The 16994-nt window shown below is 42.5% G+C and carries 16 protein-coding genes; 8 read left to right on the top strand and 8 right to left on the bottom strand.

Annotated features, from left to right (window positions below):
* Positions 1 to 126: 126 nt before the first annotated feature.
* Positions 127 to 1047: an alpha/beta fold hydrolase gene (locus tag FIS9605_RS0133675; RefSeq protein WP_026736402.1), complete on the top strand. Its 921-nt coding sequence runs from the start codon at positions 127 to 129 to the stop codon at positions 1045 to 1047.
* Between the two features lie 280 nt (positions 1048 to 1327).
* On the opposite strand, the gene FIS9605_RS0133670 is transcribed toward FIS9605_RS0133675, so the two are convergent.
* Positions 1328 to 1861: a DUF4330 domain-containing protein gene (locus FIS9605_RS0133670; protein WP_026736401.1), complete on the bottom strand. Its 534-nt coding sequence runs from the start codon at positions 1859 to 1861 to the stop codon at positions 1328 to 1330.
* 363 nt (positions 1862 to 2224) lie between these two features.
* Here FIS9605_RS0133670 and FIS9605_RS0133665 point away from each other — a divergent pair, with 363 nt between their 5' ends.
* Positions 2225 to 3082, top strand: a complete 858-nt coding sequence (locus FIS9605_RS0133665; RefSeq protein WP_026736400.1) for a M48 family metallopeptidase — start codon at positions 2225 to 2227, stop codon at positions 3080 to 3082.
* A gap of 161 nt (positions 3083 to 3243) precedes the next feature.
* Here the strand turns inward: FIS9605_RS0133665 and FIS9605_RS0133660 are convergent, their stop codons facing one another.
* The 5 genes from FIS9605_RS0133660 to FIS9605_RS0133645 all read right to left on the bottom strand — a co-directional run bounded on the left by FIS9605_RS0133660 (position 3244) and on the right by FIS9605_RS0133645 (position 8181).
* Positions 3244 to 4002, bottom strand: a complete 759-nt coding sequence (locus FIS9605_RS0133660; RefSeq protein ID WP_026736399.1) for a metallophosphoesterase family protein — start codon at positions 4000 to 4002, stop codon at positions 3244 to 3246.
* Between the two features lie 120 nt (positions 4003 to 4122).
* Positions 4123 to 4290, bottom strand: a complete 168-nt coding sequence (locus FIS9605_RS43630; RefSeq protein ID WP_155960662.1) for a hypothetical protein — start codon at positions 4288 to 4290, stop codon at positions 4123 to 4125.
* Positions 4291 to 4525: 235 nt separating this feature from the next.
* The gene (gene glgA, locus FIS9605_RS0133655; protein WP_026736398.1) at positions 4526 to 5953 is read right to left on the bottom strand and encodes a glycogen synthase GlgA; all 1428 of its coding nucleotides are present in this window, start codon (positions 5951 to 5953) and stop codon (positions 4526 to 4528) included.
* A gap of 140 nt (positions 5954 to 6093) precedes the next feature.
* Positions 6094 to 7065, bottom strand: coding sequence for a hydroxymethylbilane synthase (gene hemC / locus FIS9605_RS0133650; RefSeq protein ID WP_026736397.1), 972 nt, complete (start codon positions 7063 to 7065; stop codon positions 6094 to 6096).
* A 186-nt stretch (positions 7066 to 7251) separates the two neighbouring features.
* Positions 7252 to 8181, bottom strand: a complete 930-nt coding sequence (locus FIS9605_RS0133645) for a helix-turn-helix domain-containing protein (protein WP_442854757.1) — start codon at positions 8179 to 8181, stop codon at positions 7252 to 7254.
* Between the two features lie 151 nt (positions 8182 to 8332).
* Here FIS9605_RS0133645 and FIS9605_RS0133640 point away from each other — a divergent pair, with 151 nt between their 5' ends.
* The 6 genes from FIS9605_RS0133640 to FIS9605_RS0133615 all read left to right on the top strand — a co-directional run bounded on the left by FIS9605_RS0133640 (position 8333) and on the right by FIS9605_RS0133615 (position 14823).
* The gene (locus tag FIS9605_RS0133640; protein ID WP_026736395.1) at positions 8333 to 9703 is read left to right on the top strand and encodes an MATE family efflux transporter; all 1371 of its coding nucleotides are present in this window, start codon (positions 8333 to 8335) and stop codon (positions 9701 to 9703) included.
* Between the two features lie 156 nt (positions 9704 to 9859).
* Entirely contained in the window at positions 9860 to 10840 is a 981-nt protein-coding gene (locus FIS9605_RS0133635; RefSeq protein ID WP_026736394.1) for a YegS/Rv2252/BmrU family lipid kinase, read from the top strand.
* 438 nt (positions 10841 to 11278) lie between these two features.
* Positions 11279 to 12397, top strand: coding sequence for a serine/threonine-protein kinase (locus tag FIS9605_RS39435; RefSeq protein ID WP_035140640.1), 1119 nt, complete (start codon positions 11279 to 11281; stop codon positions 12395 to 12397).
* Positions 12398 to 12465: 68 nt separating this feature from the next.
* Complete coding sequence (locus tag FIS9605_RS0133625) at positions 12466 to 13539, top strand: PstS family phosphate ABC transporter substrate-binding protein (RefSeq protein WP_026736393.1); 1074 nt, start codon at positions 12466 to 12468, stop codon at positions 13537 to 13539.
* A 162-nt stretch (positions 13540 to 13701) separates the two neighbouring features.
* Entirely contained in the window at positions 13702 to 13890 is a 189-nt protein-coding gene (locus FIS9605_RS0133620) for a hypothetical protein (RefSeq protein ID WP_026736392.1), read from the top strand.
* Between the two features lie 492 nt (positions 13891 to 14382).
* Positions 14383 to 14823, top strand: coding sequence for a hypothetical protein (locus FIS9605_RS0133615; RefSeq protein WP_026736391.1), 441 nt, complete (start codon positions 14383 to 14385; stop codon positions 14821 to 14823).
* 153 nt (positions 14824 to 14976) lie between these two features.
* Here FIS9605_RS0133615 and FIS9605_RS0133610 read toward each other — a convergent pair whose 3' ends face one another.
* Both FIS9605_RS0133610 and FIS9605_RS0133605 read right to left on the bottom strand, forming a co-directional pair.
* A complete protein-coding gene (locus tag FIS9605_RS0133610; protein ID WP_026736390.1) occupies positions 14977 to 16287 on the bottom strand; it encodes a glutamate-5-semialdehyde dehydrogenase in 1311 nt (436 codons plus the stop codon).
* Between the two features lie 110 nt (positions 16288 to 16397).
* On the bottom strand, positions 16398 to 16835 hold the full coding sequence (locus tag FIS9605_RS0133605) for a QcrA and Rieske domain-containing protein (RefSeq protein ID WP_026736389.1): 438 nt from the start codon (positions 16833 to 16835) through the stop codon (positions 16398 to 16400).
* Positions 16836 to 16994 lie beyond the last annotated feature (159 nt).

Genomic DNA, 16994 nt, shown 5'->3' with positions numbered 1-16994 from the left:
GGAGGCAGGTAGGGAGATGGGGAGAGTGGGAAAGTGGGAGAATAACCACTAACTACTAACCACTAACCACTAACTAATGACCAATGACCAATGACTATTGACCATTGACTCTTGACAAAAAAACTTATGTTTCAGCCACTAGGATTTGAACAACGCTCTGTAACTACCTCACTAGGTAGAATGGTTTACTATACTGCTGTTGGCTCACCTTGGCAGGAAGAAATGACTGCTAGCAGGGACTTGGAAACTTTAGTGTTCCTGCACGGGTTTGGTGGTGGATCTTCCGCATATGAGTGGTCGAAAGTTTACCCAGCATTTGCCGCCGAATATCGAATTTTGGCACCGGACTTGATTGGTTGGGGTAGATCGGAACATCCGGCACGAAATTACAAAATAGAGGATTATTTGACGACGATCCGCGAGTTTTTGCAACAAACTTGTGATGGGCCGGTGAGAGTAATTGCCTCTTCTTTGACAGCGGCGTTTACTATTCGAGTGGCGATCGCTCATCCAGAATTATTCAAGTCTTTAATTCTCACGACATCTGCCGGACTTGCCGACTTTGGACAAGATTATTCCCGCACTTTTATTGCTCAGCTTATCAGTATTCCCGTTCTCGACCGGATACTTTACAATGCTGGAGTTGCCACCGAAGGGGGTATTCGTAGCTTTTTAGATCAACGACAATTTGCCCAGCCTAATCGGGTGTACGAGGAAATTGTCCAAGCTTACTTAGAATCTGCCAAGCAGCCCAACGCCGAATACGCAGCCCTATCTTTTGTACGTGGCGATTTAAGTTTTGATTTGTCACTGTACATTCAACAACTAACAACTCCCACTGCGATTATTTGGGGACAAAAATCACAATTTACCAGTCCAGAAATTGGTCGCCGTCTTGCTCAGTTGAATCCACAAGCGATTAGATTTTTTCAAGAATTAGAAGATGTAGGATTGACACCACAATTGGAATTACCAGCAGTGACAATTGGTTTGATCCGAAAATTTTTACCATTGCTAAGTGAATCGCCAACAGCAGTTACTTACTAATAATAAAAGTTAGTTTTAACTGATATCTTTCACCTTTCTCAGTAAGAGCCAAAGGCTCTAATTTTCGTTACCAGGTTCAACCTGGTAACGATGGTCAGGTAAGACAAGGGAGAGGGAGAAGACACCCTTTGGGATGTCAAAAGTACCAAGTCAAAAATCAAAATTAGAATCTTTACTTTTGACTTTTGACCCTTCGCTGCGCTCGAGGGCATGCTTTTGACTTTTGACTTGTTTTGTCCCCCTTGTCTGGGAACTATTTAAAACGCCAAAAACAACACTATTACTTGTCTTTTAACCGTATATCAATTACGCTGGCGTTGAAGTTATAATTAAAGCCTTCTAATTCAAATGGCATGCCGATTTTAACTTTACTGTTACCTAGAACTGGACCATTGTTAGTGACCTGTGCTTTGCCTTCTAAAGTCAATAACATATCAGTACTAAAACTGTTTGATTTTGGATCTGGTAATTCTTTAACCGTACCATCAGGTTGAGGAACAAGTGTAGTTCTAGGTAGTTTTTTAACGGATTTAATTGCAATTTGGCCGTAGGGTTGATTGCGGATAATCACGTTAGTTTTACCACCTTTTTGTAATCCTTGACTATATAAAATTTCAGGGTCACGTACGTTCAATCCCCGCACGACTAAATCTACTTCAATAGGTACTGTTTTAGTTCCAACTTGAGCTACAGAACCAGTCGTGCCAGGAAAGAAAAAGATGCCAAATATAACTAGCAGTATTACTAGTAAAGCACCGATATCAAGAATGTTGAATTTACCGAATAAGCGACCTTTGGAATCTACAATAGCCATAACTAAGTTTTCCTAAATCAAAACTGAGTAAGTAATTTTAACAGCACGGTCTAGTGAAAGGTTGTTTTTTTTACTTTGTCGTAACTCGAAACAGCAATATTTTTCTATCCTGTGAGAAGCCACCCTTACGGGCGTCTACAGCATAGCTGCCTCCTGTCTTCTTCCTTTTTCCTTTGTTTGATCATGCGACAGTTTATCACGCTCGCTGTTTTTAGTTGCCGTTGCGAAAAAAAATCGGTTAAAACAGCCTTATAGTTATGTAAAATCGCTAACATTTGCGTTAACGATTTCTAATGCAACTTATCAAATCCTTATTCCGTCTCATAATTTTACGTTCTGCCAAAAGTCTCCTCAGACAGGATTATGATTAATAGGAAAAGTTTATCTATCAAATACAACTTTTTTCGACACCGTTTATTTTATCCATTGATTTCGGTACTTGTAGCACTGAGTATTTGCTTGAGTACAGCCCTGCCATCCCAGGCATTTGACTGGTTGCCTATACTTTTGCAGGGAGTGCAAGTACTTCAACTTTCTAATATGTCCGATCGCCAAGAAGCAGATATTGGCAAACAAATCAATCAGCAATTGCTAGGTGACGTTCGACTGTACCGTAATTCAGATATTAATCGCTATGTGGAACAACTTGGTCAGCGTCTGGTAGCCAATAGCGATCGCCCCAAACTAAAGTACACTTTCCAAGTAGTTGAAGATGATAGTATTAATGCTTTTGCAACTTTAGGTGGGTATGTGTATTTACATACGGGCTTAATCAAAACTGCCGAAAATGAAGCAGAACTGGCAAGTGTGATTGCCCATGAAATTGGTCACATTGGTGGAAAGCATCTCATCAAACAGATGCGTCAAAAAGCGATTGATGAAGGTTTGTTAACAGCCGCTGGGTTAGACCGCAGTACAGCAGTACAAATTGGTTATCAGTTGGTACGCAAGCTGCCAGGCAGTCGTAAAAATGAATTTGATGCCGATAAAAGAGGATTAAAAACTTTGACAAGTGCTGGTTATGACCAGTCGGCGATGGTTGCTTTTATGCAAAAGCTCGTTAGCAAGCGTTCTGTGCCAACATTTTTGAGTACTCACCCAGCAACTGGCGATCGCATTGATGCTATTAAGCGTGCTATTAATACTCAACCTAGCAATGGAAATAACGGATTAGATAATGCTGCTTATAAGGCTAATATCCAAGCATTACTGAGGTCTTAAAAATCTTTTAAATTTTGGATTGGGGTTTTCTCTTTAACCCCAGCTCATATCAGGTTCGAGCGAACACTTATAATCAGGGCTGACGCAGTGACACACAGACGTGGAGAATTTTGAATTATAAGTAATTAAGCGAACTTGATATTAAATATATTTAATGGGAATTATGCAAAACAGCGATTACGGCGACCAAAGTAAATTTGCTCTGGATTAATATTTGTCACCGCCTCTTCTAAAGGCATGATGCGAATAGATTTATTAAGAACATTCACTTGATAAACTATGCCGTTTGTAATATCTAATCCAGTTAACCAGCCACTACGGGGATGATAAGCACCTGTATCTATGTCAAGCCATCCTTGTCCTTGAGCCAATTTTCCAGGGTATACGCCAGGTAAAGTGAAAGTGATAGTGTGACCGATGATGATCAACTTATCAGTAAAGTAGGGCTGCTCAATACCATGAAATTCGTCTCGCACCCAGCAAAATTGATTGGCCGTTTGTTGTGTCAAGGGAATTGAGGGATCAACACCAGCGTGAACTAACCAAACATCCCCTAAATCTATATATGCAGGTAAATTATTTAACCATTCAAGATGATCGTGAGGAATAGTAGCTTCTTGGTAGCTGGCCACTGTTGCCTGCCCCCCACTGTATAACCATGATTGTACCGTTTGCGTAGGAATACGTTTGGTGAGAATATTTAATAACATTTGCTCGTGATTTCCTAACAAACACTGATAGGAACTCTCTTTCACAAAGTTAACTACTTGAGCGCTTTGGGGTCCACGATCAATTAAGTCTCCTAAAAAATAGACTTGGTCGTCCGATTTAGGGGCAATTGCCTCCAGCAATCTCATTAAACCTTCATAGTGACCATGCACATCCCCGATTACGATTCGGCGGTAGCTATTTATGCTCATTAGCTCTTTGCTTGAATAATTATGCCTTTTATGTTGCTGCTACAGTATTAGCAATTGAAATTTCGCAAATTCAGTAAAAAAGTCACAAATCTCTGCTTTAACTTATTATTCCCATTTTCATTAGTTATATTTAATCTTGATGCGATCGCCATCCTCTGGCGTATTGCACAAAGTCATCTCATTCTCTGAATACATTCCGTAAAAAACTTTAAATCGATGTAGATGGTAATAGTTAGTATTAGATATTTGCCAAGGGGTAAAACCCATCACTATAACTATAATTGACACTCCCACTGCTCTGCACTAGCCAGAACGATAGGAATGTCAACTTTAGAAGTGTAGCAGCTTGCCATAAGGGTAATGCCTGCTACAAACCTAGTACAATATTGTCCAAATTCGTAACGAATTAAAATTAGAAAAACTCTGCGCCCCTCTGCGGTTCCTCTGCGTTCCTCTGCGTTTAAAAAAAGCTATGATTTGACGCAAAGCTCTACTTATACCTCCCCACACAAATAAAGCGAGTCTAGGACTTCAACACTAAATCTGGTTGTTCTGGCGAAGGCTGCTCGTCTTCTTCAGGTAAGCCAAAAATCGACCGATACAGCTTCACATACTGCTTAGCAGACCGATACCAACTGAAATCTTGACTCATACCGCGTTTTTGTAGCTTCTGCCAATAATCCTTATAGCGGAAGCCTTCCCAAGCCCGCACCATACAGGTGAACAGATCCAACGGTTCATAGCGGTCAAAAGAATAACCAGTACCAGTATGATTCATCGGATCGTGGTGGAATACGGTGTCAACTAATCCCCCTGTACGGCGGACAATGGGGATACAACCGTAGCGCAAAGCCAGCATTTGGCTAATACCGCAAGGTTCAAAACGGCTGGGCATCAAGAAAGCATCAGACCCGGCATAAATGCGACGAGCCAGCGGATCGTTGTAAAGTAGATAAGTTTTCATACGTCCAGGGAAGCGGGATGCCAATTGCCACAGCTGGCTTTCGTAGTAGCGATCGCCCGTCCCCAACACTATAAACTGGGCATCGGTATATGACATGAACCGATCCAAAATATTCAACACCAAATCGATGCCTTTTTGTTCTACCAACCGCGTCACCATACCAATCAAAAAGGCATTAGAGTTAACTTCTAATCCCACTTCTTCTTGCAAAGCAATTTTGTTGGCTTTGCGTTTCTCTAAGGTATCGGCGGTGAAGTTTTGGGCAATGTATTTGTCAGTTGCTGGATTGTAAACTTCTGTATCGATGCCATTGAGAATACCTGATAGCTTACCGCTAATAAAGGACATCAACCCTTCTAGCTGTTCGCCGTAGGCAGGAGTCTTGATTTGTTGGGCATAAGTCGGGGAAACTGTAGTCACCCTGTCAGCAAACTGCACAGCTGCTGCCATTGTGTTGTGTCCTTGCATATACCAGGGACACCAGGTAATTTTTTCCAAATACCAACGCCACGGGCCCTGATAAGCAAGGTTATGAATCGTAAAAACGCTGGTAATATCAGGAGACTGATGCATCCAGACGGGAATCATGCCTGTATGCCAGTCGTGACAGTGGACAATTTCCGGCTTCCAGTAATTCCAGCAAAACTCGGCTGCACCATTGGCAAACAATGTGAACCGCCAATGTTCATCTTCTCCAGAGTAAATGTTGCGACCCCCAAAAGCCAGATGTCCAAATAAGTACAAGGGAACATCAGTACCAGGCAGAATCGTTTCGTAAACAGTAAAGTCCTGGAACATTGCATATCCCTGCCAAATCCAGTCTTTAGGAATTTCCATTTTGTCTGGCAGGAAGCCGTAGTAAGGCATGAAAATTCGCACATCATGACCCATTTGTCTCAGGATTTTCGGTAATGCTCCGACTACATCACCCATTCCACCAACTTTCGCAATGGGAGCTGCTTCTGCTGCAACAAAAAGAATCCGCATGGTAATTTATGTTTCCCGATTCTGCCTAGGTGTTCAATCTTTCCCTGCAAAACTGCCAAGCGCAAAACATCGCGTCTGGTAGACCTGCCGAGCAACTGAAATCTTTCTTAAAATATCATCACATTTGCTGGTAGCAAACCTCAAGAACCACGCTGGATCTCGGCAAAGATTTGATCCAAAATTTCCTGCGCTCCTTGTTCGCGCAAGCGCTGTGCTAGCTCTATACCCAGCTTTTCAGCATCTTTGGTAGAGCCTGCGATCGTATCTTTGACGAGCTTTTGACCATCCACGCTGGCAACTATACCTGTTAGCGTTAAATTCTTACCATTAATTTCAGTATTTACACCAATGGGTACTTGACAGCCACCTTCTAGTTCCCGCAAGAAAGCGCGTTCTGCCAAACAGCGATCGCGTGTTTCGGGATGTTCAATTGCTTTGAGGAGCGATATCAATTCTGTATCTTCGGCACGGCATTCAATACCTAATGCGCCTTGTCCGACGGCGTGCAAAGAAATTTCTTTTGGCAGAACTTGATGAATGCGATCGCCCATTCCTAAACGCTGCAACCCAGCTACCGCCAAAATCAAAGCATCGTACTCACCCGCATCTAGCTTTGCCATGCGCGTGTTCAAATTGCCACGCACATCTTTAAAGGTAAAGTGGGGGAAGTGATGCCGCAATTGTGCCAGTCGGCGCAGGGATGATGTACCAATTACCGCACCTGCTGGTAGGGTATCGATTTGCTTGTCTTTGTGCTTTTCATGCACCACTAAAGCATCGGCGGGATTTTCTCGTTCTGTGATGGCTGCTAAGGCTAAACCCTCTGGCAAGCGAGTGGGCAAATCCTTGAGAGAATGAACAGCAAAGTCAATTTCCTGATTAATCATTCCCAGTTCGAGTTCTTTAGTAAACAGTCCCTTATCACCAATCTTGGCTAAAGCCACATCCAAGATTTTGTCGCCGTGAGTGGACATGGTATGGACTTCAAAAGAAATATCTGGAAAGCTTTTTTGGAGTTGTTCTTGTACCCAATAAGTTTGAATCAGAGCGAGTTGGCTTTTGCGAGAACCAATGCGGATTGTACGGCTCGGACTGGAAACCACTGATGTCATAAAGCAGTATGTCAAAGGGGAGAGATAAATTCACTTCATCTAGACTACCGCAGTGGGTGACGCTTCGGTGTTGCACTCTGGCGATCGCCATTAAGTTTATTTTTCTGGCTTTACGTATCTTTACATAGTAAAGGGGACTGGTTGTACAGGTACTCGCGAGGAGGGGATTTCCCTGTTAAGAGTTCTCTATTCCCTCTTCCCTTTTAATCGGTAGGCTTTTGGAGTCATTCCTGTATGTTGTCGAATCCATTTACCTAGATGGCTATGACTACTGAAGCCAGACAACATAGCAATTTCCATTACTGGTAGTTCTGTTTCTTGAAGTAACTGCTTTGCCCGTTCTAGCCGTTGCTGAAGCACATATTGGTGAGGTGCTACTCCGATTGATTGCTTGAAGAGCCGGCTGAAGTGAAATTGGCTCATTCCTAGCAATTTAGCTAAGTCAGATAGTTTGATGTCTTGAGCCAGATGATCGTTGATGTAATCAGTCACTTGAATTAGCTGGCGATCGCTTAGTTTCCCATTATGTGAAGCAACATAAGGTTGGACGGCAGAATAATTCCTGAGCAAATGCACGGTTAGCACATTCGTCAGCGATTCAACATAAAGCTGTCCTGCTAGCCCTCCATTCTTAAGTTCCGTCAGGAGCATCATGCCGATCGTCTCAATTTGGGGATTCCGGACTCGAAACTCTGACAACAGTTCTGCGCCATCGCAATTAATTTCAAAGGCTTCTTGGGCAACTTGTTGGAGAAACTGCGAGGCAATCCGGATACGCAGGTATTTGTCCTGTTCACTCCATCGGCAGAAGAACAACTGTCCAGCAGGAGCGATGGCAATATCACCTTGAGTGAAAAGACCAGTATAGCGGCGATCGCCCATCACTTGTGACAGGCGAGACGGACGATTGTTTAGAGATATGCAGATCGTGTGCTCTGTTTGACTTTGGTACGTCTCCTGTCCCGGAGGTTGGCAAAATTCTTCGACCACAATGTTTTTCCAACCCTGGGGTTCACTGGAACAGATTGGAGGATGGAGTCCGTTTTTTGGCAGATGAACCATCTTTGTAGATGGGAGTGCTAATGCTTGCATCTGGCGATCCGGCTTTCTATACACTGAAGTTTCAGGGCTTTTGGGATGAGAGCCTTTTCAGACTCAAAACTTGCCGCAAGATTCTGAGAGTCGCGCAAGGTTTGAGTAGTCCGAAATCATTAAATTTTCTTAAATTTTAAGCCATGAACCAAATTTACAGCAAAGAGGCACTTTAATGGCCACTAAAACGTTTGCTAATTCGAATATCCGAAGAGAAATCCAGGAATTCTTCAAACTCGCTATTCCTTTAGCAAGTGCTCAAGTTGCCCAAGCTGCTGTAGGATTTGCAGATACTCTGATCATGGGGCATTTGGGACAGGAAACCTTGGCAGCAGGTGGATTAGCATCAACTACCTTTCAGCTTTTGCTAAATACTATAGGCGGCGTTGTCATGGCAGTGAGTCCGTTGGTTGCGGAGGCTTACGGGGCAGGTAGAAAAACGCAAATCGAGCAGATTGCACGTCAAGGGCTATGGCTCTCGCTGCTTTTTGGCATCCCCATGATGTTTTTGATTGGGCATCTGGATTCGGTAATGATTCAGCTTGGGCAAGCACAACAGACTGTGGCGCTAGCAGATAGATATTTAGACTTCATTTTGTGGGGAATTTTCCCAGCTTTGGGGTTTGCCATGCTAAGAAGCTATGTCTCTGCACTCTCTCAAGCCCGTCCGGTGATGGCAATTGTCATTGTGGGAACGCTCGTTAATGTCATAGGCAATTACGTTTTAGGATTTGGCAAGTTTGGATTTCCACGGATGGAACTGGCGGGGTTGGGCTTGGCAAGTGGCCTCAGTTTCTGGGTTATGTTCCTGATTTTGCTTGGCTACACGCTCAAACATCAGCAACTGAAGGATTACCGATTCTTGCAAGGTTTACATCGGCTGACACCGCAAATTCTCCAGAAGTTGGTGTGGATTGGGATACCGATTGCAGTAACTATTGCCTTGGAGTATGGGCTGTTCACGGTTATTACTTACTTTATGGGCTTGTTGGGAACCGAAGTGTTGGCGGCACACCAGATCGTCTTTCAAACTATTGTCGTGATTTTTATGGTGCCTCTAGGTATGTCTTTTGCTACGACTGCTAGAGTCGGTGTGTGGCTGGGACAGCAAAGCCTTGAGGGTGCGAGACGGGCGGGGTATGTCAGTATATCGATGGCGGTAGTATTTATGACACTAACAGGAATCATACTGCTTGCGTATCCCCAGCAAGTGGTTGGAATATTTTTGGATATTCATAATCCAGAAAATGCCAACGTACTAAAACTGGCAGTGCCAATGCTCATGATTGCAGCCTTGGCTCAACTGTTGGATGGTGTACAAAAGACAGCAATGGGCGCATTATATGGACTTCAAGATACACGTATACCGATGCTGCTAAGTTTACTGGCATTTTGGGGTGTAGGGTTGACCAGTGGCTATCTGCTGGGATTTTACTTTGATATTGGGGGTGTTGGATTGTGGATAGGACAGTCGATTGGAGTGGCGATCGCAGGAGTGATTTTTGTGTGGCGCTTTCACAAACTAACTTCTGCTTCTACTTGTTGAATGCGGGTAGGGTAAACCAGTTACTCTTGACCAGGTGCTGTTCATACTAAGCCGAACAGATAATTAGCCTTCATGCCTGCTGGTGTACGCAGTTCATGAAGGCTACTTACGTTAATAATTAAGTAGGGGACTTTAATAATTAAACTATTTCACTATATGAAACGTTCAGCCTGCCTCATCTTTAATCCAGTTGCGGGTCAAGGTGACTCAGAGCAAGATTTGGCAAAGATTCAGGAAATCTTAGAGCCGGAAATTGATCTAGATATCCACTTCACTACTGAAGAAATTGGTGCCGATGAACTGGCCCGTGCCGCAGTGGAAAGGGGAGTAGAAGCCATTATTGTTTCCGGAGGAGATGGCACTCTGTCATCTGCTGCGGCTGCTGTGGTGGGTAGTGATATTCCGTTTGGTATTATTTCTCGGGGAACAGCCAACGCCTTTGCCACAGCTTTAGGAATTCCTGACACCATTGAAGCCGCCTGCGAAACAATTTTACAGGGTGGTACTCGGATTGTGGATACTGCTGATTGTAACGGCTATCCAATGGTATTGCTGGCAGGTATTGGCTTTGAAGCTGAAACTGTGGAAAAAGCAGACCGGGAAGCAAAAAATCGTTTTGGTGTCTTGGCCTACATCATCGCCGGATTCCAACAATTGCGGCAATTGCAGTCATTTGACGTAGAAATTGAAACTGAAGACAAGGTTATTAAAACTTCCGCAGCAGCAGTAACAGTAGCGAATGCCGCACCTCCAACCTCTGTTTTAGCACAGGGGCCGGCGGGAATCATCGCAGATGATGGATTGCTAGATTTAACCATAGTAGCTCCGGTAAATAAAGCAGCAGCGATCGCGGCTACCTTTCATCTGTTTCAAACTGCTTCTACGGGTGAGGCTGTGGAAAGAAGTGATATTGGTTACTTACGAGCCAAACAGTTCAAAATTACAACTGACCCACCTCAAAAAGTTGTTGTTGATGGTGAACTTTTAGGAAAAACTCCTGTAGAGATTAAGTGCTTGCCAGCAAGTTTAAAAGTTTTTGTGCCTCTGACAGAAGAAGTTTCACCTCTAGAAAAACTAGAGGGATTACCCAATCTGAACATTGAGATGAAAGAAACAGGTGATAAGCCTTCCGAATGAGTACGTACGTATAAGCTTTAATTACTGATTTTTTTTACAGTCATTGATAGCAAAGTCATACGCCGCGGTACTTTTTGCCTTCAGTAGGGCGCCAGTCCCATGTGTCTGGCTCCTTTTCACAAGTGCTTTGTGCTATAAGCAAACTGAACTGTTATTTTTGCTATGGAGTTGGTGTTAAATTTACTTAAGGTATGGGTTTAAATTTAGTTTGTACTATATTAAAATTATTGAGATTAAGATGCCTAAAAAGGTATCGACTGTATAATTTGCAATTCGTATTTATAAATTAAGGATAAGTTTATCAAACTTATTTACTACGAAACAAAAATTGCCCAGCATCGTCTTTAGATTGGGCTGTATTTGTCTGTATGGTTTTACCAATTACGAATTAATTATTACCAATTACTGCTCAGTAATCTCGCATTCAGAATGCAAGCTATGAGACAGCACCTTCTCCCTCTCATCGGGATAACGCTTCGGAATCGCTACAAAATAATTAAACTTTTAGGGAGCGGAGGTTCTGGCGATACCTACTTGGCTGTCGATCTAGATTTACCTGGGCAACCTTATTGTGTAGTTAAACATTTCAAACCCAAAGGTCTCAATCCAGATTATGTGCCAATTGCTAAAAGCTTATTTGCTCGGGAAGCAGAAGTTTTATATCAACTGGGTGATGACCACGACCAAATTCCGCGATTATTTGCCCATTTTGATGAAAAGGGAGATTTTTATTTAGTCCAAGAATTTATTGACGGTCATGACATAACCAAAGAAATTTTTTCAGGCATATGTCTGAGAGAGGATGCTGTCTTTAACTTATTACAGGAAATTCTAGAAGTAGTGGTTTTTGTCCACCAAAATAACATAATTCATCGGGATATTAAGCCACAAAATTTAATGCGGCGACATAGTGATGGGAGGATTGTGCTAATTGATTTTGGAAGTATTAAAAAAATCGGTGCTTTAGAAGTTAACGAGCAAGGACAAACTAGCGTAACAGTTGCAGTTGGCACTCCTGGTTATATGCCAAGCGAACAAAGCAAAGGTAAGCCAAAACTTTGCAGCGATGTCTATGCAATTGGCATGATTGGTATTCAAGCTTTGACAGGCTTAAAACCTGACCAAATACCAAAAGATCCTAATACAAGAGAAATTATCTGGCGCGACAAGGTAAGGGTAAGTAACAGCCTCGCAAATGTCTTAGATACAATGGTTCGCGATCGCTTTAGCCAGCGTTACCAATCAGCAGCAGAAGCTTTGCAGGCGCTGATTTCTGCTAGGCAGCTGTCTTCACTACCTGTTGTTAAAGATAGAATCACTCATAATCATGATTCTGTGCTCTATAAGAAAACCATTTTGTGGCTGGGAATGGGCTTTGGTGCTAGCACGAGTTTGCTAGTAATATTTTTTCTCTATCTTTTTTTGCAAACAAGTATTTTAAACCCAAGCCAACCTCCTCAATCACTCAGGTTCATACAACAGTTTTTTGAACCAGTTCGTAATAGGTTACATAATTTTACAACTAGTCAAATCAAACGTGAAATGATTTGCAATTAATTTGCATCTACCAAATCATTTATGGCGATAAATAAGTGCTTCATAACTGAAATTGACACAGCAATCATATGGACAATACAAACAGAAGAAGACTCGTAATTGACGGAGAATTTGCACTCTTTCTGAGAGGTTTGCTAATTGGCAAAGTATTGACTATTTTGGTTCTTGGTGGAATAGCATGGTGGCTGTTAAGACCATACACGTTAGTTCGCAAGAGTGCTGTTTCTGATTCTGGTCAAAGTTCAGATACTACCTCACGTGTTGTGTCTAACTTTGAGAGTGTCGATAATGTTCCAGTTGCCTCGGTCAACTATGGTGGTAGTACAGCCTGGGCACCGATCCGCCAATTGGTAGATGCGCAGATTCAGAGCGATCGCCCAGAATTACAGTTGCGCTACCAAGATCCCACAAACGGCAGTCCTGATTCTAGCTCAGGCATACGCATGTTGCTTGACGGGAAATTAGATTTCGCTCAGTCTTCCCGTCCCCTCACAGAGGAAGAACGCACCCTAGCCAAACAGCGAGGCTTTAGACTTGAACAACGTCAGGTTGGCGTTGATGGCATAGCAGTGGCGGTCAACCCATCACTGAATCTGCCAGGCTTAACTGTTGATCAGTTGCAGCAGATTTATTTGGGGCAGATTACCAACTGGAAACAGGTAGGTGGCCCAGACTTACCCATCACCCCTTTCTCTCAACGTCTAGAAAAGGCAGACGCAGTAATATTCTCTACCAACGAAGGCTCAAATAGACAACTTGGGACTAATGTCAAGTATGTGTCTTCCACTACAGAAGCACTACGCCAAGTCAGTAATACCCCTGGGGGTGTGTATTACGCTTCTGCTCGTGCTGTAGTTCCTCAATGTAGTGTAAAGCCTTTACCGTTGGGTCGTACTTCTACTGAGCTAATTCCGCTTTACCAGGAACCACTAGTAACACCTGAGCAATGTCCACGTCAGCGTAACCAGATTAATACTGAAGCAATCAAAAATGGCAGTTATCCCATTACCACTAACCTGTTTGTGATCGTTAAACAAAACAATGGTCAAGAACAGCAAGCTGGTGAAGCCTATGCCAAACTTTTACTTACCGACCAAGGACAAAAGGCGATTGAACAGGCTGGGTTCGTAGGAGTTCGCTAGAAGAAGGCAGAAGCCAGAAGGTGGAAAAACTCATTAATTACCACCAACAACCAACCACGAACAACCAACAAACATAGATCGGTTATCCTCCCATCTGCTTTCCCCTCTTTTGAAAATAATTTCGCCAAAATTTAAATAGGGTTTGATTTGGAAAGGTCAACTATGTTTCCCTTCTTTTGGTATAACTCTTGCTATAGTGATGATTCTTTTTCTCGGAGAACTCAGCTGCAACGTAAACTGAGATTCCTCAAGGCAATAAGAGATGATTTAGAAACAAGACTTGCTGGTCTAAATGCTGCTATCAGTAATGTTGAACAGCAATTAAGTCAAGAAGATGTAACTCAAGCCTGACAAACCTGAGTAAAATCATACTTTTGTTGATAGAAATGTACTGAACTGCATAACTATACGGGTGGAAGATATTGTGTTAAACAATATACATCCACTCTTTTTTGATTCGACCTATAGCAATAACCATTTGTTATGCCATAGAGAAGAAAACATTCTTAATTTCCGGATCGTTACATTAGTTTTTACTGTTTTCAATATTAAAAAATGTTAATTAAAATAATAACTTTTGCTAAATATATTTGATTTACTGCTGAGATTAATTAAAAATTGAAACATATAGCTAGCCTCCTACTAATTTGGCGAAGTAAGGCTCCTAACAATATTTACCTAGGAGTCTGCTTTGCACTGTAACATCTTGTTGCAGAAAGTAAGGACGCGATCGCAAGTGTTCCAAAAGGGTGCCGCTGACCGCAGGTAAACAGCATAGACTGTAACCTAGTGTGCGGTACTAAGTCTGATGAAGTATTGCACAACCAAGTCAGAGATTCGCCTATGGTAGCCTCGTTTTGTTTGTCACCACGCTATCGCCTTGATGATGAATTACCTTGGTTAGAAGGAATCGACCCCAGTCGTAACTACTGGATTATGGTAAATGGAGACAAAAATCTCACAGTAGCGCTTCCTGGGTTAGTCGTGTCTTCTAAGAGCGAGTTGAAACAAGCTATCCAGCAATTTCGTTCACTACAGCCAGGAGAACAAATGACCCTGGCAAGAGTAGCCAGTACTTTTACTATTCACTGTATCGGTTCTAATTGCTATGCCGTAGAAGCAGAAATCAATAATGCTCTCGTTTGGCATTTATTCGATCAAGAAACTTTGGATAGTTTGTTAATGACAGCCCACCCAGATTGGCAATGTGCACCAAAAGACATCGAACTGGGACGAAAATTACTGTTGCGTTCTTTTGAGCAAATGGCGGCTACCAAAGGTTAATGTTTGTTAGTAGTTAGTAGTTAGTAGTTAGTGGTTGGTTTTAACCACTAACCACACAGATCCCCGACTTTCACCAGAAGTCGGGGATTTGTCAAACAGTTTTCTGGTGTCATCTAGTATTTTCCTAACGCTTACATTTGGGTGGGGAATTTTTTACACATAATCCTTGTGATTAAAGGATTTCGCATTCACACCCGTGTATGTGGCAACAACATGGCCATCACCAGTTAATTGATATTTATATGTCACCAACCCTTCCAAACCAACAGGGCCGCGGGGAGGCATTTGTTGAGTGCTAATTCCAACTTCTGCACCGAAACCGTAGCGGAAACCATCTGCAAAGCGGGTAGAACAGTTGTGATATACTCCTGCGGCATTCACCAGCGCTAGGAAAGTTTTAGCCGCCTCTGCATCTTCAGTGACGATCGCATCGGTATGTTTGGAACCATAATCGTTAATGTGGGCGATCGCTTCTTCCAACGAATCCACAATCTTAATCGCCAATATCAAATCGCTGTACTCGGTTTCCCAGTCTTTTTCTATGACTGGCGTGATATTTTGTAAAATCTCACGGCTGCGTTCATCGCCTCTTAATTCTACATTTTGTGCTTGCAAAGCCTCTGCAACCTTTGGTAGAAAAGTTGCGGCAATATCGCCATGAACTAGCAAAGTTTCAATAGCATTGCAAGCAGCAGGATATTGTATTTTTGCATCAACAGTAATTGTCACTGCTTTGTCAATATCAGCGGCTTTATCTACATAAAGATGACAAATACCATCAGCATGACCTAAGACAGGAATACGGGTATTTTCCTGCACAAATCGTACAAAAGAATTAGAACCTCTGGGAATAATTAAATCTACATATTTATCTAGGTTCAAAAGTTCTATAGTTTCTTCTCTGGTTGTCAGTAACTGCACTACATCTGGGTGAACAGCAGTTTGAGACAATCCCTGTTTAATTGCTTTTACTATCGCTTCACAAGAACGAATTGCTTCTTTGCCACCTTTAAGAATAACGCCATTTCCTGACTTGATCGCTAAAGCCGCAATTTGAATCGCCGCCTCTGGGCGCGCTTCAAAAATAACGCCCAAAACTCCCAATGGACAAGTTATGCGCTTGAGAATTAAGCCTGTATCTAGTTCGCGGTGAATCTGCACCGCACCAACTGGATCGGCAAGTTTGCCAACATCTCTAACCCCTGCGATCGCATCTCTTAACTTATGTTCATCCAACTGCAAGCGCTTATAGAGTGGTTTGGCAATTCCTTGAGTAGCTGCTGCTTGACAATCAGCAACGTTTGCTTGCAAAATTTCATTTTTTCCTGTCTCTAAAGCTTGGGCGATCGCTTCAATAGCCTGGTTTTTTGCCTCAGTTGGTAATACTGCTAGCTTGAGTGCTGCGAGGCGAGTTTTTTTAGCTATTGCTATTAGGTTTGATGAATTATCATCAGAAATAGTCATGTCACAAAAGAACCTGAATCTTTGCCTTTTTACAATCGTATCAACCTTAGATAGTCATTAGTCATTGGTCATTAGTCAAAAGACTGCGAGTAAATCATTAGTCCCTAGCCTTAGACTGCTTTCACCAGAACCACATCGCCTTCCAGCTTTGCTATGTAGGTGGGTAGAGGTTTTTGTGCTGGGCCATTTATCACTTTGCCATCATTGGCAAATTTGGAACCATGACATGGACATACTAAAGCGTTTTGGTCTTTTTTCCAGCCCACAATACAACCTTTGTGAGTGCAAGTGGGGTTTAAGGCAATTAATTTACTTGTGTCACTTGGATCTCGAATTATCAATACCTTACCAGCAGCAGCTTCTTCACTAAGAATTTGACCGTTTTTGTCTAACTCTGTGACTGCACCAACTTCTTGAAAACCATCAGCGCGGGTAGGAGGTGTAGATTGCTGTGACTTAGTTTGTGAAGAACAGGCTGCAATGACTACAGGTAGAGAACTGGCTAAACTCCCTACACCTACCCAACCGATAAATTCACGACGATTCATAAGCTGTTTTTCCAGTAGATTTTACTTTTGTCGTAGTAGTTATGCTGTTGTGGGGAGTTTCCCCCTTTCCTGAATAAATTTAACATAATTATCTCAGTGATTTTTCTGAGAGATTGTTGGGAATTCAAACTAGAAAAATAGAGAGTTATTTTATTTCTG

It is taken from the genome of Fischerella sp. PCC 9605 (genome assembly GCF_000517105.1).
GTDB lineage: Bacteria > Cyanobacteriota > Cyanobacteriia > Cyanobacteriales > Nostocaceae > PCC9605.
This window is presented reverse-complemented; position numbering and strand designations above follow the sequence as displayed.